This window comes from Paraliomyxa miuraensis (genome assembly GCF_026337845.1).
Lineage (GTDB): Bacteria > Myxococcota_A > Polyangia > Nannocystales > Nannocystaceae > Paraliomyxa > Paraliomyxa miuraensis.
This window is the reverse complement of the sequence record NZ_JAOVZF010000154.1, coordinates 114,014-133,450: the sequence shown is the minus strand read 5'-3', so window position 1 is coordinate 133,450 and position 19,437 is coordinate 114,014. Positions and strand designations below refer to the sequence as shown.

At 71.1% G+C, this 19,437-nt stretch carries 15 protein-coding genes; 8 read left to right on the top strand and 7 right to left on the bottom strand.

Annotated features, from left to right (window positions below):
- Window positions 1–5 precede the first annotated feature (5 nt).
- A complete protein-coding gene (locus OEB96_RS22760) occupies window positions 6–791 on the bottom strand; it encodes a hypothetical protein (protein ID WP_266218757.1) in 786 nt (261 codons plus the stop codon).
- A 93-nt stretch (window positions 792–884) separates the two neighbouring features.
- On the opposite strand from OEB96_RS22760, the gene OEB96_RS22755 reads away from it, so the two are divergent.
- Window positions 885–1,814: an ROK family protein gene (locus OEB96_RS22755; RefSeq protein ID WP_266218755.1), complete on the top strand. Its 930-nt coding sequence runs from the start codon at window positions 885–887 to the stop codon at window positions 1,812–1,814.
- 47 nt (window positions 1,815–1,861) lie between these two features.
- On the opposite strand, the gene OEB96_RS22750 is transcribed toward OEB96_RS22755, so the two are convergent.
- Window positions 1,862–2,368 (bottom strand): hypothetical protein, encoded by a 507-nt coding sequence (locus OEB96_RS22750; protein WP_266218753.1) that lies wholly within the window; start codon window positions 2,366–2,368, stop codon window positions 1,862–1,864.
- Between the two features lie 292 nt (window positions 2,369–2,660).
- Between OEB96_RS22750 and OEB96_RS22745 the strand changes: the two genes are divergently transcribed.
- The 5 genes from OEB96_RS22745 (at window position 2,661) to OEB96_RS22725 (ending at window position 7,194) form a co-directional block, all read left to right on the top strand.
- Window positions 2,661–3,425, top strand: coding sequence for an MYXO-CTERM sorting domain-containing protein (locus OEB96_RS22745; RefSeq protein ID WP_266218752.1), 765 nt, complete (start codon window positions 2,661–2,663; stop codon window positions 3,423–3,425).
- 54 nt (window positions 3,426–3,479) lie between these two features.
- Window positions 3,480–4,097: a phospholipid scramblase-related protein gene (locus OEB96_RS22740; protein WP_266218750.1), complete on the top strand. Its 618-nt coding sequence runs from the start codon at window positions 3,480–3,482 to the stop codon at window positions 4,095–4,097.
- A gap of 34 nt (window positions 4,098–4,131) precedes the next feature.
- Entirely contained in the window at window positions 4,132–4,521 is a 390-nt protein-coding gene (locus OEB96_RS22735; protein ID WP_266218748.1) for a hypothetical protein, read from the top strand.
- 99 nt (window positions 4,522–4,620) lie between these two features.
- The gene (locus tag OEB96_RS22730; RefSeq protein WP_266218746.1) at window positions 4,621–5,034 is read left to right on the top strand and encodes a CBS domain-containing protein; all 414 of its coding nucleotides are present in this window, start codon (window positions 4,621–4,623) and stop codon (window positions 5,032–5,034) included.
- 375 nt (window positions 5,035–5,409) lie between these two features.
- Window positions 5,410–7,194: a M57 family metalloprotease gene (locus OEB96_RS22725; RefSeq protein ID WP_266218745.1), complete on the top strand. Its 1,785-nt coding sequence runs from the start codon at window positions 5,410–5,412 to the stop codon at window positions 7,192–7,194.
- 121 nt (window positions 7,195–7,315) lie between these two features.
- On the opposite strand, the gene OEB96_RS22720 is transcribed toward OEB96_RS22725, so the two are convergent.
- Complete coding sequence (locus OEB96_RS22720; protein WP_266218743.1) at window positions 7,316–8,491, bottom strand: serine/threonine-protein kinase; 1,176 nt, start codon at window positions 8,489–8,491, stop codon at window positions 7,316–7,318.
- A gap of 227 nt (window positions 8,492–8,718) precedes the next feature.
- On the opposite strand from OEB96_RS22720, the gene OEB96_RS22715 reads away from it, so the two are divergent.
- Entirely contained in the window at window positions 8,719–11,274 is a 2,556-nt protein-coding gene (locus OEB96_RS22715; RefSeq protein ID WP_266218741.1) for a serine/threonine-protein kinase, read from the top strand.
- Window positions 11,275–11,579: 305 nt separating this feature from the next.
- Window positions 11,580–12,587 carry an aromatic ring-hydroxylating oxygenase subunit alpha gene (locus OEB96_RS22710; protein WP_266218740.1) on the top strand — a complete coding sequence of 336 codons (1,008 nt, stop codon included), beginning with the start codon at window positions 11,580–11,582 and terminating at the stop codon, window positions 12,585–12,587.
- On the opposite strand, the gene OEB96_RS22705 is transcribed toward OEB96_RS22710, so the two are convergent.
- The 4 genes from OEB96_RS22705 to OEB96_RS22690 form a co-directional block, all read right to left on the bottom strand.
- A complete protein-coding gene (locus tag OEB96_RS22705; RefSeq protein WP_266218738.1) occupies window positions 12,540–13,700 on the bottom strand; it encodes an MYXO-CTERM sorting domain-containing protein in 1,161 nt (386 codons plus the stop codon). The genes OEB96_RS22710 and OEB96_RS22705 overlap by 48 nt on opposite strands.
- Window positions 13,701–14,079: 379 nt before the next feature.
- A complete protein-coding gene (locus OEB96_RS22700; protein WP_266218737.1) occupies window positions 14,080–15,177 on the bottom strand; it encodes a prolipoprotein diacylglyceryl transferase in 1,098 nt (365 codons plus the stop codon).
- Window positions 15,178–15,235: 58 nt separating this feature from the next.
- Window positions 15,236–18,871, bottom strand: a complete 3,636-nt coding sequence (locus tag OEB96_RS22695) for a hydantoinase B/oxoprolinase family protein (RefSeq protein ID WP_266218735.1) — start codon at window positions 18,869–18,871, stop codon at window positions 15,236–15,238.
- Window positions 18,868–19,392, bottom strand: coding sequence for a gamma carbonic anhydrase family protein (locus OEB96_RS22690; protein WP_266218734.1), 525 nt, complete (start codon window positions 19,390–19,392; stop codon window positions 18,868–18,870). The genes OEB96_RS22695 and OEB96_RS22690 overlap by 4 nt, the downstream gene beginning before the upstream one ends.
- Window positions 19,393–19,437: the final 45 nt, after the last annotated feature.

Sequence of the window (19,437 nt, the reverse complement as noted above, 5' to 3'; positions counted from 1 at the left end):
GTGGCTCACGGCGTCCCCACCGAGACGTCATCGAACAGCGTGGCCCCGTCGGACTTGGTCCACAGTCCGATCATCCCCGGCTCGGTCAGCGCGGAGTCCTCGGCCGAGAGCACCAGCGCGTCGTCGATGTAGAGCTGGATGCGCGGCCCCTCGGTCACCACCCGCAGCGCGTGCCAGGCCTCGTGGTCGAGCTGCAGGTCGACGGTGGCCAGCGCGGTACGGTTGCCGCTTCGCACCACGTAGAGATAGGCGTTGTCCTCGGTCGGGTCCCAGCGCGCGATGTAGTAGTTGTTCTCGTCCTCCACCCGCCAGATCGGACCGCCGCCCCCGTTGAGCTGCCCCGACACCGCGCGGAGCATCACCTGCAGGTCGACGTCACCGTAGCGGGTGCCCTCGAACAGCGCGAGGTTGTAGGTCTTCTTGGTGTTCTTGGACTCGGTGACCCCGAATGCATGCGGCTTGGTGGGAGCCGAGTCGTCGGCGACGACGGCCCAGGTGGCCGGGGTGCCCAGGCCTCCCGTCTCGGTCAGGCGGATGCCCGCGGGAACCTGCCCCGGGAGCGCGTCGTCGAAGGTCCACGTGCGGGTCGAGGCGGCGGTGGAATCGGGGGCGGGGTCCTCGGCCTTGGCGTCGGGCTTGTCGTCGGGCACGGGCGGGCTGGTGTCCTTGAGCGCGTGATCGGGGTCGCGGGCCTCGGGCGAGGCCGCCTGGGCCGGCTCGTTGGCGGCGTTGCCCGTGCACGCGGTCAGCAGCGAGGAGGCAAGGACGAGGCGTTGGGCGGTGGCGGGCATGGGACTGCCAGGATCGTCGGCGAAGGTCAGGAGCGTGATCAAGGGCGCGGATGGCGTTGACCTCGGCGAGCCTGCGCGCGACCGTGTGGCCTCATGCGCATCGGCATCGACCTCGGAGGCACCAAGATCGAGATCGTCGCCCTCGACTCCGCGGGGACCGAGGTGGTCCGCCGTCGCATCCCGACCCCGAGGGCGTTCGCTCCCGAGGACCGCCCCGAGGAGGTCTACGCGCGGATCGTCGACGCCCTGGTGGGTCTGGTGCACGGCGTCGAGGCCGAGCTCGGTGGTGCCCGCGCCTCGGTGGGCATCGGCACGCCGGGCGCCGTGTCGCCCGCCACGGGGCGGATCAAGAACTCGAACACCACTTGCCTCATCGGCCGCCCGCTGCAGGAGGACCTCGAGCAGGCCCTGCAGCGACCGGTGCGGCTGAGCAACGACGCCAACTGCTTCGCCCTGTCCGAGGCCAGCGACGGCGCGGCGGCCGGGGCCGAGGTCGTGTTCGGGGTGATCCTGGGCACCGGCGTGGGCGGGGGCATCGTGGTGTCGGGCCGTCCATTGGCCGGTCGCAACGCGATCGCGGGGGAGTGGGGTCACAATCCCTTGCCCTGGCCCACCGACGACGAGCGGCCGGGGCCTGCGTGCTACTGCGGCCGTCATGGCTGCATCGAGACGTTCCTGTCGGGGCCGGGGCTGCTGCGCGATCACGTGACCCGCGGGGGTGCACGCACCGATGGAGCCGAGCTCGCGGCCGCGGCCGCGCGGGGCGAGCCGCTCGCGCGTGAGACCCTCGAGCGCCATGCCGATCGCCTCGCGCGCGCGCTGGCGTCGGTGATCAACGTGCTCGATCCGGACGCGATCGTGCTCGGAGGCGGGGTCTCGAACATCCGGTGGCTCTACGAGGCGGTCCCCCAGCGCTGGGGGGCGTGGGTGTTCTCCGATCGCGTCGACACGGCCCTGCGCCCCGCCGCTCATGGCGACAGCAGCGGCGTGCGCGGGGCCGCGTGGCTGTGGCCCGAGCGCTGAGCTCGGGCGTGCGGTCTCTCGGGCGGCCCGTGCGGTCGTGGTGGTGATCAGGCCGTGGTCGCCTGCGGGCGGACCAGCTGCACGCGCCGCTCCGCGAGCGCATACATCAGCGCAAGCGGCAGGCCGAACGTCAGCGCGTGGAGCACCACCTGAAGGCCCTGCGACGTGTCGAGGAACCACGGGTAGGCGATGCGCGCGATGATCTGGAAGGTCGCGATCCACAGCGCCACGCCGTACAGCATGCCCAGCCCGGCCTGGCGGGCGTAGCTGGTCTCGGTCTCCTGGGAGAAGCTCGAGTTGACCAGGCCATAGATCGCGCCGAACAAGGTCGAGGCCAGCAAGTGCACGACGACCCCGGCCACGATGGCGCCTGCGACGGTGGTGGTGGTGAGCGCTTCGGGGCCGATCACCACGCTGGCCGCCATGCGTAGCGGCAGCAGCGGGCGAAGCCCCGCGGCCATCGCCGCGATGATCTCGGCCACCCCCATGACGATGCCGGCTACGAGGCCGAACGCCGCGCCTTCCCATGCTCCACGTCTCGTTGGTTCCTGCATGAATCCTGTCTCCTCGTGTTGGTGAGGTCTCGAGCCGTTCGGACTGCAATGCGCGTGCCGGAGCGAGCGAAGGTCGGGCAGAGGACCTCGATCGCGGTCGCGGCCGGATGCGAGGGCCGCAGGCGTGCGCATGCGCCCCTTCGGGCGAGGGGGCACGGCGCACCAGCCGAGGAGACCGTGGAGGGCGGCTGCCTCGGCGCATGTGCATGGGCGAAGTGGTAGCCTGAGGGCTGGCTCGAGACTCGTGAGCCGTGCGGCGGCCCTCGTGTCGTCTCCCGATGGAGGTCCACCCATGCTCTCGTTTCCGCTCGCGTGCGCCCTGTTGCTACTGGTCGATGGTCCCGATCTCTACGAGGAGCCGCTTCGGTTCGACATCGGCTCGCCCCCTCCGTGCATGACCGATGCCGATTGCTTCGTCGACACGCCGCTGTGCAACGTGGAGACCGGCGAGTGCGTTGCGTGCCTGGGCCCCGACGACTGTCCGGAGGGCTGGGGGTGCACGCCCACGGGGACGTGCCGCGACGCCTGCGAGGTCGATGGTGACTGCGAGGGGGCGAACGACCAGACCCTCTGCCACCCCGACACCGGGTTCTGCGTGCAGTGCGTGGACGCCGAGCACTGCCTCGAGGAGCAGTACTGCGGCGTCAACGGCTTCTGCTTGAACGACCACTGCACCCCCGGCGAGACGATCTGCGTGGCCGACACCATCATGCAGTGCCTCGAGGACGGCGGCTCGACCATGGAGGTGGAGGTCTGCCCCGAGCTGTGCGAGGAGAGCGGCGGCGGGGCCCAGTGCGGGTCGGCCGGCAGCACCGGAGGCTCGGGTGGTGCCGGCTCGGGCAACGACGACTCGGCCGGCTCGACGACGGGGGCCGGCAGTGGCACCGCGGGCGGAGCCGAGGCCGGTGGCTCGGGCGGGACGTCGCTCGACGATGACGCGGACGACAAGGGGTGCGCGTGCCGAGCCGCGCCATCCGGGGGGCAGGGATGGTCCTGGGCCGGCTCACTCGCGCTCGTGGTGCTCGGAGGGACGGGACTCGCCCGTCGCCGCGGGTGAGCCGAGGCTCGACAGGCGCACCTCGTCCCGCGGTCGATCTACCATGGCTTGGCCATGTCCAATCTCCCCGTGCTGGCCCGTGCTTCCGCCCTCGTCATTCGCCAGCAAAAGGAGCTACTCGAGGTCTTCACCGACTTCGAGACCAAGAACCGCTACGCGATCCAGCTCCCCGACGGGCAGACGGCCTTCTACGCGGCCGAGACCGGCGGCGGCGCCTGGGCCTTCATCACCCGCAGCTTCCTCAAGGCTCGGCGTCCCTTCACCATGGATCTGCTCGACCCCACGGGGGGCATGGCCCTTCGGCTCGAGCGCCCGTGGACCTGGTTCTTCTCCGAGCTGCACGTTCGGGATGCGCAGGGCCAGCGGCTGGGCATGATCGATCAGCGCTTCGCGTTCCTCTCGCGGCGCTTCGTCATCCTCGATCCCACCGGTCGCGAGCTCGCGCAGATCCACGGTCCGCTGTGGCGCCCGTGGACCTTTCGCATCCTCCAGCCGGACGGGCAAGAGGTGGGCCGCATCACCAAGAAGTGGAGCGGCCTGCTCGTGGAGGCGTTCACCGACGCCGATACCTTCGGGGTGGAGATGTCACCCGGCATGGACGCCCGCCTGCGGCCGCTGGTGCTGGCGGCCACGTTCCTCATCGACTTCCTCTACTTCGAGGACCGCGACTGACGCGGGACCTCTGCGGCGGGTGTATGCTGCGACCATGAGCATCATCCCCGCGCCGGTCGGCTTTGGTCTGTTCCTCGTGATCATCGTGGCCACGCGCATCGCTTCCGAGCGAGCCCTGCGCAAGCTCGACACCGAGGCCAAGGGGCGCCTGGTGGAAGCATTCTCCTCGTTCCGGCTCGCCTCGCTGATCCCCCTCGCGGCCATCGCCGCGATCTACCTGGCGATGACCCAGATGGACGCGATGACCTCGGGCCTGCTGCTGGGGATCATCTTGCCGGCCACGTTGGTGTTCGGGGTCGGCATGCAGCTGCTCGTCTACCGCAAGCTTCGGGGCATGGACCTCGACCCCGCCTACCTGCGCGTCTACTCGATCTGCCGCGTGGCGATGCTCGTGGGCTTCGTGGTGCTGATGCTCGCGCTCTAGGGCGGGGCACCGCCCATGCAAATCGTGCAGACCCCGGCGATGGCCGGCGACGTACCCGCCATCGCCGAGAGCCCGTCGCTTGGCTATCCTCATCGGGCAATGGCAGACGACACGACCAGCACGACGGCGGGCACGACGGTGGGCCAGCACATGACTCCGGTCGCCTACTCGGTGGGGGACGATCAGAACCTGGCCGAGGCCACCCTCCGCATGCGAGACCTCGATGTGCGGCACCTGCCGGTGATGCGGGGCAGCCGGTTGGTCGGGATCCTCAGTGAGCGCGACATCGCGATGCTCAAGGCGCGGACCAGCGCCGCGCTCGACGAGCTGACGGTGGCCGACGCGATGACCCGCGATCCCTACCACGTGCCCTCGAGCACGCCGCTGTCCGAGGTGGCGCTGCAGATGGGCACGCACCGCTACGGCGCGGCGGTCATCGTGGACGACGGAGAGGTCCGGGGCATCTTCTCCACCACCGACGGCATGTTCGCGCTGGCGCGGCTGAGCAGCTAGCCTCGGCACTTTCATCGTCGGACGATCGGGACTCGGGTGTCATTGCGGTGAGCCGCCTGAACTAATCGACGATGCAGGCCAGTCGAGGGGTCACGACCCTTCACGCAACAACTCGGTGCGTGAGATCGAGCCGCTCGATGCCTTCACTGTCACGATGTTGCCCAGGGATACGTGGTTGACGGATGATTCCCAACAACGCGGTCACCTCACACTCAACAACCCACGAATCTCCAGTTCGGGGTCCGAGAACCCTTGCGGCAGCCCCTCCCGTCTTGTAGGTCTCCGCCCGTAACGACCGACGTTCGGGATGCTCCGAGCGGGATGGGTACCTTTTGTTCCGCGCCTTACGCGGATGACCGGGGGACGGGGTTCGACATGATGATGAAGAGGATGTGCGTGGTCGCGACGATGCTCGCGGTTGGCTGCTACTCGGGCGTGGAGGACGAGCTCGGTGATTCCGAGCTCAAGCTCGCCGAGCACGAGGTGATCGTCGAGAACCTGCTCGAGGCCGGGTTTCCCGAGGATGACATCATGGTGCTCGACGATGGTCGGGTGGTGGTGGGCCGCGACGCGGTGGTGACCCTGCAGGCCTCGCGCGAGCTGGCCGGGATCGTCACCGATGGCGAGGAGGGTGACGACCAGTTCCGTCAGTACCGCACGACCGCCACGGTGAACACGGCGGCCGTCCAGACGATCTGCGTCAATCCATCGGCGGCGTGGGAGGCCAACGCGCTGATGCTGCAGGCGCTCGACGTGGCGATCCAGCACTACAACGAGCAGAACCTGCAGTTCACGATGGCGCGCGACGGGGCCGGCTGCACCGCGGGCAACAACGGCACGCTGAACGCAGCCACCAAGACCTGGACGCTCGCGGGCAACCTCGACAACAGCGGCGGCGGCGTGGCCGGCTTCCCCGCGGGGGGCATGCCGTACACCACGATCAACGTCGACCAGGGCCTCGCGGCCGACTACGGGGTGCCCGTGGCCACCCACGTGATCCAGCACGAGCTGGGGCACTGCATCGGCTTCCGCCACACCGACTACTACGATCGCTCGATCAGCTGCGGCGGGTTCGCGCAGAACGAGGGCGACGGCGGGGTGGGAGCGATCCACATCGCGGGCACGCCGACCACCGCGGTCATCAACGGCTCGGTGATGAACTCGTGCTATAGCGTCAGCAGCAACGGCCTGTGGACGGCCTCGGACGTCACGGCGCTCGATTGCCTCTACGACAGCGGCGCCTGTGCGCCGGCGCCTCCGCCCACGTACTCGGTCATCGACACCCAGGCCAACCTCAGCGCGAGCGCGGGTCAGGTGGTGACGCTCACCCCATCGCAGTACAACGCGTCGGGTCTCGACGCGATCCGGTTCTCGATCTCCGGGGGAACCGGCGACGCCGATCTCTACGTGCGCTTCGACGATGCCCCGACCACCACCAACTACGACTGCCGCCCGTATCTCAACGGCAACAACGAGAGCTGCGAGTTCAACCCCCCGCAGAGCGGCAACTACCACGTGATGATCCGGGCCTACTCGGCATTCTCGGGCGTGACCCTGACGGTCGAGGGCGCGGGCGGGGCTCCGGTTCCGGACGAGGTCTGCGACAACGGGGCCGACGACGACGGCGACGGCGCCGCGGACTGCGACGACACCGATTGCGCGGGCGAGCCGGTGTGCGCTCCGCCGCCGCCGCCGCCCGGTGGCTGGGATGTGCTGTCCTCCACCAACTTCGATAGCGGCTGGGGCATCTACAACGACGGCGGCTCGGACTGCCAGCGGCTGAACAACTCGACCTACGCCACCAGCGGCAGCTACTCGGCCGAGATCCGCGACAACTCGGGCGTGGCGTCCTCGTTCTACTCCGATCCGTTCAGCCTGTCCGGCTACAGCCAGCTGCAGATCGAGTTCTCGTTCATCGCACGCAGCATGGAGAACGGCGAGGACTTCTTCGTGGAGCTGTGGAACGGCAGCAGCTGGGTCGTGATCGCCAACTGGGCGAGGGGCGCCGACTTCAACAACAACACGTTCTACGACGCGACGATCAGCCTCGACTCGACGCAGGTCGCGTTCAGCAACAACGCGCAGCTCCGGTTCCGGGCCGACGCATCCGCCAACAACGATCTGATCAACATCGACGACATCGTGGTCTCGGCCCAGTAGAGGGTTCCGAGACGGAAACGAGCCCCCTTGGGGCCTGCGCGGCAGGCTCCTCGGGGGCTCGATGCGTTCTCGACCCGGCCCCCGCGGCGACGGGGCTCGCGCGCTCGGTGACGAGCCGTGGTCACCCCGCGGTCGTCGAGGGCACCGGGGAGGGGATCGGCGTGAGGCGTCGACCCAGCCAAGAGCCGAGCCGTCGAAATGCACCCCACTGTCCGCGGTCGACGACCCTGCGGGCTCGGTCCATGCCCGGGTGGTCGTCGGCCGGGTCGTCGGCCGGGTCGTCGACTCGGTCATCGGCCGGGTCGTCGGCCTGCTCGTGATTGGTCGGGCTTGGGCGGGCCTGAGAGTCGGCGCGGAGCCTGGCCCGCAGCACCTCGAGCACGGTCTGCAGCTCCGCCGCGGACTGGAAGCGAGCGCTGGGGGCGGAGTGCAGGCATCGCGCCACGATCGCATCGAAGCACCTCGGGATGCCCCGCTGCGGGGCCCGCTGCGAGGGCGGAACGGGCAGCGCATCGCCTTCGTCGTCGTCCTCGAACGCGGGGACTCCACAGGCCAGCTCGTAGAGCAGGCACCCCAGCGAGTAGAGGTCGGCGCGGGCATCACCCACGCCGTAGCTGGTCTCGGGGGCGGAGAACCGCGTCGTGCCCCGTGGATGGTGACCGAGGTCGCGCATGATCGAGGCGGTGCCGAAGCCGAGCAGGACCGCGCGGTCGTGGCGGCCTGGCCGTGGCACCAGCATCACATTGCTCGGCACGAGGTCGAGGTGGACGATGCCCGCCCCGTGGGCGCTTTGCAGGCCCTCGCAGAGCTGCCAGCCGAGGTCGACGACGCGCGCCAGCTCCATCGGCTCCCGTCCCATCGCCTGCTCGAGCGTGATGCCGTGGAGCTGCTCCGTGATCACGAGTACGCGGCCGTCGGGGAGCTCGGCGGAGTCGAGCACGTCGACGATGTGGGGAGAGTCGATGCGTCCGCTGGCGACGACCTCGTTGCGATGGGCGGTGGCGCTCCACTCGTACGGGCAGGCGTGGGCACGGAGCAGGGTGGCGATCACCCGTTGGCCGTGGTCGAGGTGCTCGGCCTCGTAGCGCTCGCGCGCGGCTCCACCGTCCAGCGGACGACCCAGCCGGTAGCGCGTGCCCGACAGCGGCTCGCGCTCGGTGGTCTCGGTGTCGACGACGATCCGCTGCACCGAGCCCGAGCCGAGCGAGGAGCGGTCGGTGAAGGGCTGGGACCACCCGGTGGTGGCGCGACGCACCACCCTTGGCTCGCTCACGACCGACCGCAGTCGGTGTTGCATCGGGTGGACTGTTCGCACCAGCGTGGTCGAGGTCATGGACACGTGACCAGGTGCATTGCACGTCGCGGGCCAGGTTGCCTGCGGCCGGCTCTCGCTCGTTCGCGCCGCTTTCGGGGCGTACCGTGGGGCCCTCGGGGTGTGGCGCGATTCCCCACCGGGGCGAAGCTCCATTCCCCACGCGCCTCATGCGGGAACGACGCAGACCGGCCGGCTGCGCGGGCGTGAGCATGCCCGCGCTCACGCGCGATATTCTGCGCCGCGTGCAGCCCGGTGACGTCATCGCGGGACGATTCGTCGTCGAGCGCGTCGCGGGGGCGGGGGCGATGGGGACCGTCTATCGCTGTCTCGATCGCGAGGGCGGTGGCCCGGCGGCGGTGAAGGTGCTGGGGCAGCTCACGCTCGATCACGCCCGCCGGTTCGAGCGAGAGGCGTGGATCCTCTCCGAGCTGAGCCACCCGGGAGTGGTCCGCTCCTTGGGGCACGGCGTCACCGCCGACGGCCAGCCGTTCCTGGCGATGGAGTGGCTGGAGGGCGAGGATCTGAGCGCGCGACTGCACCGCGAGCAGCTCGGCGTCGACGACGTGCTGTTGCTGGCGCGGCAGGTGACCGAGGCGCTGGCGCAGGCCCACCGCCACGGGATCATCCATCGCGACATCAAGCCGGCCAACCTGTTCCTGGTGGGGGGCGAGCTCTCCCGGATCAAGGTGCTCGACTTCGGGGTGGCTCGGTTCTTGCGGCCGGCCCTCGACTCCACCCACATCGGGGTGACGATCGGGACGCCGAGCTACATGTCGCCGGAGCAGGGCGACCTGCCCACCGTGCGCTACGTGGACGGGGTGCTGCGTACCCTGGTGGACCAGCCGCTGTTCGTGCTGGCGCTGGCGCGGCCTTCGGTCCACGACGCGTTCCCCGAGCTGTGGGCGAGCCGCGACCTGCAGGAGATCCGGCTGCGCCCGCTGTCCAGGCGGGCTGCGGGCGAGCTGCTGCGACGCGCGCTCGATCGCGAGCTCGAGCCCGATCTCGTCGATCGGCTCGTCGCGCAGGCCGAGGGCAATGCCTTCTACCTCGAGGAACTCGCGCGCGCGGTGGCGCAGGGGCGCAGCGACGGGCTCCCCGACTCGGTGCTCGCGATGGTCGAGGCCCGGCTCGAGGAGCTGTCGGTCGACGAGCGCCGCGTGCTGCGGGCAGCCAGCGTGTTCGGCAGCACGTTCTGGGCGGGAGGCGTGGCGGCGTTGCTCGGCAAGGAGGGCGTGGGGGCCGAGCTCACCGAGCGTCTGCGGGGGCTGGTGGGGTGCGAGCTGGTGGCGCGGCGTCGCGGCTCGCGATTCCCCGACCACCAGGAGTTCGTGTTCCAGCACTCGCTGGTGCGCGAGGCCGCTGCGGCCATGCTCTCCACCGGTGATCGGGCGTTGGGCCACCGGCTCGCGGCGCAGTGGCTCGAGGACGCGGGAGAGACCGATCCGATCGTGCTCGCGGGGCACTGGCAGCAGGGGCAGGAGCCGACCCGGGCGGCGCGCTGGCTGGTGCGTGCGGCCGAGCTGGCGCTCGAGGGCAACGACTTCGCTGCGACGATCGAGCGGGCGCGGCAGGGGCTGCCGCACGCCTCCGATGACGAGCAGCGCGGCCTGCTGCTGATGCTCGAGGCCGAGGCGCTCCGCTGGCAGGGGCGGCTGCCCGAGGCGCTGCGGGCGGCGCGAACGGCCACGGGCGTGCTGCCGCCCGGCACGGTGGCGTGGTACCGCAGCCTCGACGTGGCCGTGACCATCGAGGGGCAGCAGGGGGAGTTCATCGGGGCCGAGCGCCGCTACGAGGTTCTCATGAGCGCGAAGCCTCGGGATGGCGCCGAGGGGTCGCGAGCGATCGCGCTGTGCTCCACGGCGCGGCAGCTGTTCCAGGGCGGGCGCTACGATCTCGCCGAGCGCTCGATGGCCGCGATCGCAGCCGCGGTCGAGCACCCCGAGCGCCTGGGGCCGAGCGCGATGGCCGAGGTCACGCGGCTGCGGGGGGCGAGGGCCCGCCACGCGGGCGACGTGGCGGGCGATCTTCGCTGGTATGCGGCCTCGCTCTCGGCGTTCGAGGAGGCCGGTGACACGCGGCAGGCCTGCAACGGTCGGGTGAGCCTGGGGTTTGCCCACGTCGAGGTCGGGGCGCTCGAGCGCGCCAAGGCGGAGCTGCAGCGCGCACGATCCGAGGCCCAGCGCCTGGGCCTGCACACGGTCGACGCGCGTGCTCGCCAGAACCTCGCGCTGGCGCTTGCGGCCGAAGGGGAGCTGGCGCGGGCCGAGGCCATGCTGCACGAGGTCGTGACCGAGGCCACCGCGCGAGACAACCTGCGGTTCGCGAGCTGGACCCGGATCTACCTCGCCAAGGTGGCGCTGGCCTCGGGCAACGCACCCGAGGCCGCCCGGGTGGCGGCGCAGGCCGCCGAGGAGCTCGTGGCCACTCCGCCCGCGCGGGCGGGAGCCCTGGCCGCGCTCGCCCGCGCGCACGCGGCGAGCGGCGAGCGGCCGGGCGCCCTGCGGGCCTCGGCCGAGGCGCTCGCGGTGCTCGAGGAATTCGGGGGGCTCGAGGAGTTCGAATCCCTCATTCGGCTGGCGCGGATCGAGGCTCTGCTCGCGGCGGGCGACCGGCCCGCCGCGAGGGCCGTGGCCGAGGCTGCGCGGGCCCGGGTGCAGCAGCTGGCCGGCACGCTGTCCGAGCAGCGCTGGCAGCAGTCGTTCGTCGAGGTGGTGCCCGAGAACCGAAGGATCATGGAGCTCGCCGCCGAGCTGTCGACGGCTTGAGCCGCGACGGGACCGGCCTCACGGCTTCACCCCTCGCCCCACGGCATCGCCGCAGCTCCTCGAGCTCGTCGCGGCCGGCGCGGATGTGCGCGGTCGGCATGGACGCGAGCACCGCCTTGGGGCCGGCGGTGGTGTCGATCACGTGCTCGGCGAGCCGTGGTGTCATCGCGGAGCCGCCAGTCCAACACCAGGGGCCAGGGCTGCGAGGGTCGTGCTCGCCGAGCTCGCCCGGAAATGGCGCGGACCTCCGAGCCTTGCACACTCGAGGTGGTCGCTCATGGACGGTCGAGTCACGAGGTGAGCCAATGTTCGAGGATCTCGAGGATCGCTGGTACGTCATCGCCGACGCCGCCCAGGTACGTGCGGGCCGCCCTCTGCTGCTCCATCGCTTCGGGCAGCGGCTGGTGCTGTGGCGCGACGTCCGGGGCGCGGTGGTCGGGCTCCCCGATCGCTGCCCCCACCGCGGAGTGTCGCTCTCCGGCGGCCGGATCCGCGAGGGCTGCATCGAGTGCCCGTTCCACGGCTTTTGCTTCGACGGCCAGGGCCAGTGCACCCACATCCCGGCGATGGGCTCCGACCAGCGCGTGGCCCGACGCATTCGCACTCCGTCGCTCGTGCTGCGGCAGGCCCACGGGTGGATCTGGCAGTGGCGCGGTCGGGCGCGCGAGCGCTACCCCGAGATCGAGTACTTCGACGCCGTTCGCCCCACGGACTCGATGCGGACCACGCGGACGATCTGGGGCACCAACTACGTGCGCGTGATCGAGAACCAGCTCGATGTCATGCATCCGCCGTTCGTGCACCGCCGCTCGTTCGGGCGGGGCCTGCGGCCCGACATCGAACCCCGCACCGAGATCGATGGCGACCGCATTCGTGTGTACATCGACGACCCTCGCCCACGGCGTGCCACCGATCCTGGCGCCTACGTGGAGCTCCGCGCTCCCAATGCCTGGATCATCACCTTGCGGCGTACGATGGGCATCGTGGCGGCGTTCGTGCCCATCGACGAGACCCACACCGAGATCTACGCACGGTTCCATCAGCGCGTGGTCCGGTGGCCAGGGCTGTCGTGGATCTACAACCGGATCATGACCGCGAGCAACGCCCTCATCCTGCGCGAGGACCAGCGGGTGGTCGAGGGCTCGGATCCTCCTCGTCCCACGCCGGGTGTACGCGAGCTGCTCGTGCCCGGCGACCAAGCGGTGATCGCCTATCGTCGCCTGCTGTCGGGCGAGGCACGTGCGCGGCGCAAGGCCAACGATCGCTCAGCCGAGCGCCTTGCGGCGGCGGAGCCCGAAGAGCCCCAGCAGTAGCCCCAGCGCCAGCGCTTGCGGGCCCGAGCGTGGTGCGGTCGCGCAGCCACAGCCCTGGCCGCCGCCACCGTCACCGCCGTCCTGGCCGGGTGTGGTGTTGCCGGTGGCATCCCCGGCCGTGCCCGCGGTGTCGTCGGCATTGCCGGTGCCGGCCGAGCCATCGCCCGTGTCGCCGCTGTCGCCCGAGCCGCCACAGCCCGCGCCTCCGATGAAGCCTCCGCCGTCGTTGCACGAGCCAGGGCCTTCGGTGCCCAGCACGATCACCAGCTCGCGCATGTAGTTGGTGTAGCTGCGGCCCATGGGGTCGGTGACGTCGACGCGGATCATCGCCGTCTCGCCCGCGAGCGCCTCGGGCGGCAGGAACTCCAGCGCAAAGCTGCTGCCCGCCACCGGATCGTCCTCGAGGAACGGCTGCCACTGCACGTCGAGCTCCGCCAGGCCCCAGTAGGCGGTGATGGTGGAGCCGTCCATCGCGCTCACGCAGCCCTCGATCGTGACCGGCTCGTTCTTGTTCAGCACCTCTTCGGTGTTGTTGATCGCGAGCGCGGGCCCGCTGGCGGGCAGGGCGGGGTCGTCGACCACCTTGACCACGCCGGGGCGCTCGCTCCACACGTTGATGGCGGGCTCGAACGTGTAGCCGTCGATGATGTAGGTGCCGGCCGGGACCGCGCTGGTGTCCCAGTCGACCCCCATGGCCGCCTGGGCGAAGGTGATGGGGAGGCGCTGGTCGTCGGGGGTGATGCGAAACCAGCAATCGGCCCACGTGGTGCTGGTCTCGAACATGTCCTCGGCGTCGACCATGGTGGGCGCCGAGCCGATCGCGGCCGCGCGGTCGAGATCGTCCTGGGTGATCCAGCGCGGCAGGAAGCTCTGGGGATCGTGAGCGCGGCACAGCGCGAAGAACTGGTGGGTGCGGCTGTCGGAGACCTCGTCCTCGGTGAGGTCGGTGTCTTCCTGCGAGATCGCGTAGTCCATGTGCACGACCGGATCGGCGGAGCGATCGACGATCGTCATGCACGGGGCGCCGCTCCAGTCGACGGTGATGCGGGGCTTGGTGCCGTTGCCCGCGGCGGCCGGGCCCGCAAGCAGCATCACGCCGATCGCGCTGGCCATTGCCCCCACTGGCGCTGTCGTTCGACGTGACCTCGTCATGGTGGACCCAAGGTAGCAGGGGGATGGGGGCCCTCGCCACGCTGCGGGGTCGTCCACGACGTCGAGCCGCGGCGAGGTCTCACGAGTCGCAAGAGCCACTGCAAGCCCCCCTCGCGGGGGGCTTGCAGTGCGGTTCGCTGGCCCCAACCGGACGCGGGGGCCGGGGACGGCGCGGACGCAGGGACGAGATCAAGCCAAGCGGTGGTGGTGATGATGACGGGCCAAGGGCCTCGCCTCGCGGGTGATGACGGAGGCTCGGGCTGCTGGTTGCACGCCGAACGACGAGAGCCCCGGGGCCGTGGACGCGGCCTCCGGGGCTCTTCGCAAACGGCGCAGATGGTCAGGCCTCGTCCGAGGCGGCCTTGGCGTCGTCATCGCGCTTGGCCTCGACATCGGCCTCGGCCTCGTCGTCCTCGTCTGCGTCGTTGGCCTTGGCCTTGGCCTCGTCGGCCTTGGCCTCGTCGTCCTCGTCCTCATCGTCCTCGTCTGCGTCGTCGTTGGCCTTGGCTTCGGCCTCGACCTCGTCGGCGAGCTTCTTGGCCTCGGCCTCCTCGCGCTTGCGGCGCTCGCTGTCCTTGGCGTAGGCGAAGTCGCTCTCCTTGGGTTTGCGCACGAACAGCAGCCACAGGCCCGCCAGCAGGAACGCGATGGTGAACCACTGGGCGGGAGTGAGCCCCGCGTAGCGGGCATCGGGGGTGCTGATCACCTGGCGCGCGGCTTCGTCGGCGCGCAGCGAGTCTAGATAGAAGCGGAACGGTGCGTAGGCGGTGGCGACCAGGCCCACCAGGCGCCCGGGCGGCCACTTGTCCCACTTGGTGATGAAGTACACGAACGCCATCAGCGAGAGGGCGAACATCAGCTCCACCAGGCCCAGGTCGTAGCGCCAGGTGCCGTCGGGCCAGGGGCCCACCGCGAGGAAGGTGCCCTCGGGGACGATCTTGCCGGGGTGATCGTGCACGACGCTGCAGCCCATGCGGCCGAAGCACCAGCCGGCGAGCAGCCCGAAGATGGTGGCGTCGGCGTAGACCATCACCGGCTGCTTGCCCACGTGGGGGATGCGGCCGCAGTACCAGCGCAGGTACAGCATCATCCCCACGAACGCGCCGAAGAACCCGCCCACGCTCGACAGCCCGTTCCAGATCTGGATGAGGACCAGCGGGTCCTCCTCGATCTGGTGCGGGAAGTAGAAGATCACCGACACCCAGTGCGAGATGGTGAAGGCGGCGACCAGCAGCCAGAACAGGTAGTCGCGGAACAGGTACTCGTCGAGATCCTTGGTCTTGGCGTACCGCAGGCACCGGTACCAACCCACGATGACGCCGATGGCCACCAGCGGCCCGAACAGCTGCAGCTTGAGGGGACCGATGAGCGGCAGGTCCTCCACGAGCGTGTATTCGAGCGCCTTGTTGTCGAAGTACGGAATGAGCGCCTCGAGCATCGGAGGCCCGAAGCTAGCGCATGGCACCACCGCGGGCCAGCACGGGCGGCAACCGAGCTCAGGTGCCAGGGGACGGGTCGGCAGGCGCGTTCTGACCGGTCGCAGGCCGCTGCGGGGCGTGTTCGGCGGCTCCGTGCCCACCGCCGCCCGGGGTTTCGATGGACACGATGTCACCGGCGATCACGTCCACGGTGGCACGACCGGGCAGCTCGAGGGCGTCGCGATCGCCCGTGTGCACGACGTTGCGCCCGGCCGACCCCGGGCTCCCGCCCGCGAGCCCGAACGGAGGCGCTCGGCGGCGATCGGAGAGGATCGAGACCCGCAGCGGCGCCAGCAGCCGCAGCCGGCGCACGAGCCCGTCCCCGCCGCGTCGATGCCCCGCGCCGCCGCTGCCGCGCCGCAGCGAGAACTCGAGCAGCCGCACGGGGAAGCGCGCCTCGAGCACCTCGGGATCGGTGATGCGCGTGTTGGTCATGTGCGTGTGCACGCCGCTGACCCCGTCGTGCTCGGGGCTGGCCCCTTCGCCTCCACCGATGGTCTCGTAGTAGCCGAACGTCGCGTCGCCGAACGTCAGGTTGTTCATGGTGCCCTGGCTCGCGGCCTGGATGCCCATGGCGGCCAACAGCACGTCGCACAGGCGCTGGGCGGTCTCGACGTTGCCCCCGGCCACCGCGTGGTGCGGGGCGGGGTCGAGCAGCGATCCCGGCGGGATGGTGAGGGTGACCGGCTCGAGGCAGCCCCGGTTGAGCGGAATCGGCTCGCCCACCAGGCAGCGCAGCACGTAGAGCACGGCGGCCACGGTGATGGCGCGCGGGGCGTTGAGGTTGCCATCGACCGCCGGGCCGGTGCCGGTGAAGTCGATCGCCGCGCGATCGCCCGCGATGCGCACGGTCACCGCGATCGGGGTGCCATCGTCGGTGTGATCGACGAAGCGCGACTCGCCGTCGGGAAGCCGGGCGATCGCCTCCGCCACCGCGCGGGCGGCGTTGTCCTGCACGTGCTGCATGTAGGCCGCGACCACGGGCCGGCCGTGCTCGTGCACCAGGGCCTCGAGCAGGCGCACGCCGGCATGGTTGGCGGCGATCTGGGCCTGTAGATCGGCGAGGTTCTCGGCCGGGCGGCGCGCGGGGTGGGGGCCGGTGCCGAGGGTGGCGAGGATGCCGGGGGTATCGAGCGTGCCGCCGTCGACGATTCGCTGGCCGCGAAACACCACGCCCTCCTCGTCGAGCCGGCGCGAGTTCGGGGGCATCGAGCCAGGGGTGATGCCGCCCACGTCGGCGTGATGGCCTCGGCTGGCCACCCAGAACGCCAGGGCGCCCTCGACGTGCACCGGGGTCACCACCGTGATGTCGGGCAGGTGCGAGCCTCCGGCGGTGGGATCGTTGGTCGCGAACACGTCGCCCGGGGAGGGCTCGGGGTGCTGGGCCGCGATGGCGGCGACCGACTCTCCCATGGCGCCCAGGTGCACGGGCAGGTGCGGCGCATTGGCCACCAGGCTGCCCTCGCGATCGAACACCGCGCAGGAGAAGTCGAGGCGCTCGCGAATGTTGGTGGACAGCGCGGTGCGGCGCAGCACCGTGCCCATCTGCTCGGCGATCGACATGAAGCGATGGGCGAAGATCTCGAGCTGCACCGGGTCGCACGCGGTGCCGAGCGCGGGCCGGGGAGCGCCGGCCACGTCCTTCAGACGCAGGCTCCCGTCGTGGGCCACGTCGAGCGTCCAGCCGGGCTCGAGCACGAGGGTCCCGGTGTCGTCGAGCACCAGCGCGGGGCCGGTGAGGGTGGGTCCGCGGGGCAGCGCGTCGCGGGCGTACACGGGGGCGTCGACGAAGCGGCCGTCGATCCACAGCGCCGTGCGGCGCAGCGGCGGGGGCAGGGACGGCTCGGCGGGAGCGGTGGGCAGCGCGGGTGCATCGACGGTGCCGTGGAGTTCCACGCGCAGGGTCACCGCCTCGAGCGGGTGACCATCGCGCACGTAGCCGAGCTCGCGGCGGTGCTCGGCCTCGAACGCGGCGCGCAGCGTGGTCACGGGATCGGGATCGGTCTCGAGCCGCGGTGGCAGCTCGATGGCCAGTGCGGTCTCGGTGCCGGCATAGCGCAGCTCGACGCGGAGCGAGCCCTGCTGGTGCGTGCCCGGGATCCCGTCGTCACCGAGCGCGCGGCGGCCTCGATGCAACAGCCTCACGGACTGACCGTACGCGTGGTCGACGACGTCGGTCGTCAGCGGCACGCGTCCGAGGTCGACCTCCCCGTGCCACAGCAGCGGCGCCAGCCCCATGCCCAGGGCCGAGAGCGCGCCGGGCAGGGGAGGGAACAGCAGCTGCGCAACGCCCAGGCGGCGCGCCAGCGCACAGGCGAGCTGACCGCCCGCGCCGCCGAACACCACCAGCGCATGATCGCGGGCATCGTGGCCGCGGGCGGTGGTGACCCGTCGCAGGGCCTCCACCGTGTGCTCCACCGCGACCTCGAAGAACCCCTGCGCCACCGCGGCGAGCGGTCGCTCGCGCCACGGCGATGGCAGCCGCTCGCGCAGCGCCGTCAGGGCGCGGCGGGCGGGCTCGGGGTCCAGCGGGAACGGGAATCGATCGTCGCACAGGCGACCGAGCAGGAGGTCGACGTCGGTGAGCGTCGGCTCGGACGCATGCGGGCGGCCGTAGCACAGCGGGCCCGGGTCGGCGCCGGCGCTGTGCGGGCCGACCTGCAAGCGCCCGTGTTCGAAGCGGCAGATCGACCCGCCGCCCGCGGCCACGGTGTGGATCGCGAGCATGGGCGTGCGCAGGCGAACGCCCGCGACGCGGGTCTCGTAGACCCTTGGCAGCGCCTCGCCCACGCGGCACACGTCGGTCGAGGTGCCGCCCACGTCGAGGCCCAGGATCGCGGGCAGGCCGTGGGTGCGGGCCAGGGCCGCGCAGGCCACCACTCCGCCCGCCGGGCCCGAGAGCACTGCATCGCGCCCGCGAAAGCGATCGGCGGGATGGAGGCCGCCGCTGCTGCCCATGACCCGGACGTCGGAGCCCGGCAGGGCCTGCCGCAGACCGTCGAGGTAGTCCTGCAAGAGCGGTGTGAGGTAGGCGTCGACCACCGTGGTGTCGCCGCGGGCGAGCAGCCCGATCTCGGGGGCGACCTCGTGCGAGCACGACACGTGCTCGAAGCCCTCGGCGCGGGCGATGCGGGCGAGCTCTTGCTCGAGGGTGCCGTCGCGGTAGGCGTGCATCACCACGATCGCGAGGCTGCGAAGGCCGTCGGCGCGCAGCCGACGAAGCTCGCGGCGGACCGCGTCGAGCTCGGGCCGAGCCAGCACCCGACCGTCGGGATCGAGGCGTGCGTCGAGCTCGAGCACCCCGGCGTGCAGCGGAGGCGGGCGGTGGATGGGCACGGCGAAGATCTCGGGGCGGCTCTGATCGCCGATCTCGAGCAGATCGCCAAAGCCGGCCGTGATCGCCAGCGCACACGGCCGACCCTGGCGCTCGAGCAGTGCGTTGGTGCCCAGGGTCGTGCCCATGCGCAGCTCGCAGGGTGGGATCGGGTCGTGGGGGCGCAGGCCCAGCAGCGCTCGGATCCCCAGCAGCGGCGCTTCATCGGAGGACAGCACCTTGGTGACTCGCAGCGCGCCGGTGCTCGGATCCTGGCCGATGCAGTCGGTGAAGGTTCCGCCGCGGTCCACCCAGAACCGCCACCGGGCTCGGGTGCTCACGGCGTGCTCGCTGCCTCGAGGTACTGCCGCGTGCGCTCGACGTACTCGCGCCACGAGTACGCGATGAACTCGAGGTCCTGCTCGGTGCACGCCCGCAGCACCCGAAACGGGTTGCCCACCACCACCGAGCCCGCCAAGACCCGCTTGCCCGGGGGCACCACGGCGCCCGCGCCCACGATGCTGCCGCGCTCGACCACCGCGTCGTCGAGGATGATCGAGCCCATGCCCACGATGCAGTCGTCCTCGATCGTGCAGCCGTGCAGGATGACCTTGTGGCCCACCGTCACCTGGTTGCCCACGGTGGTGACGCTGCGCCCCTCGGTCATGTGGACCACGGTCCCGTCCTGGATCGAGGTCCGCGCCCCGACGACGATGGGGCCGTCGTCTCCGCGCAGGGTGACGTTGGGCCACACGCTCGACTGGGCCCCGATGCGGACCTGGCCGATGACCACCGCCGAGGCATGGACGAACGCCTGGGCGTGGATCCGGGGGGTGTGATCTTGGAAGCGCTCGATCGACACGGCTGCGCCGCTATAGCACGTTGGGTACGACGTTGGCACCGGCGA

What these genes read in the sequence shown, in the direction of transcription:
- OEB96_RS22760 (WP_266218757.1), bottom strand. Translation starts at nt 791, where the DNA reads ATGCCCGCCACCGCCCAACGCCTCGTCCTTGCCTCCTCGCTGCTGACC.
- OEB96_RS22755 (WP_266218755.1), top strand. Translation starts at nt 885, where the DNA reads ATGCGCATCGGCATCGACCTCGGAGGCACCAAGATCGAGATCGTCGCC.
- OEB96_RS22750 (WP_266218753.1), bottom strand. Translation starts at nt 2,368, where the DNA reads ATGCAGGAACCAACGAGACGTGGAGCATGGGAAGGCGCGGCGTTCGGC.
- OEB96_RS22745 (WP_266218752.1), top strand. Translation starts at nt 2,661, where the DNA reads ATGCTCTCGTTTCCGCTCGCGTGCGCCCTGTTGCTACTGGTCGATGGT.
- OEB96_RS22740 (WP_266218750.1), top strand. Translation starts at nt 3,480, where the DNA reads ATGTCCAATCTCCCCGTGCTGGCCCGTGCTTCCGCCCTCGTCATTCGC.
- OEB96_RS22735 (WP_266218748.1), top strand. Translation starts at nt 4,132, where the DNA reads ATGAGCATCATCCCCGCGCCGGTCGGCTTTGGTCTGTTCCTCGTGATC.
- OEB96_RS22730 (WP_266218746.1), top strand. Translation starts at nt 4,621, where the DNA reads ATGGCAGACGACACGACCAGCACGACGGCGGGCACGACGGTGGGCCAG.
- OEB96_RS22725 (WP_266218745.1), top strand. Translation starts at nt 5,410, where the DNA reads ATGATGATGAAGAGGATGTGCGTGGTCGCGACGATGCTCGCGGTTGGC.
- OEB96_RS22720 (WP_266218743.1), bottom strand. Translation starts at nt 8,491, where the DNA reads ATGCAACACCGACTGCGGTCGGTCGTGAGCGAGCCAAGGGTGGTGCGT.
- OEB96_RS22715 (WP_266218741.1), top strand. Translation starts at nt 8,719, where the DNA reads ATGCCCGCGCTCACGCGCGATATTCTGCGCCGCGTGCAGCCCGGTGAC.
- OEB96_RS22710 (WP_266218740.1), top strand. Translation starts at nt 11,580, where the DNA reads ATGTTCGAGGATCTCGAGGATCGCTGGTACGTCATCGCCGACGCCGCC.
- OEB96_RS22705 (WP_266218738.1), bottom strand. Translation starts at nt 13,700, where the DNA reads ATGGCCAGCGCGATCGGCGTGATGCTGCTTGCGGGCCCGGCCGCCGCG.
- OEB96_RS22700 (WP_266218737.1), bottom strand. Translation starts at nt 15,177, where the DNA reads ATGCTCGAGGCGCTCATTCCGTACTTCGACAACAAGGCGCTCGAATAC.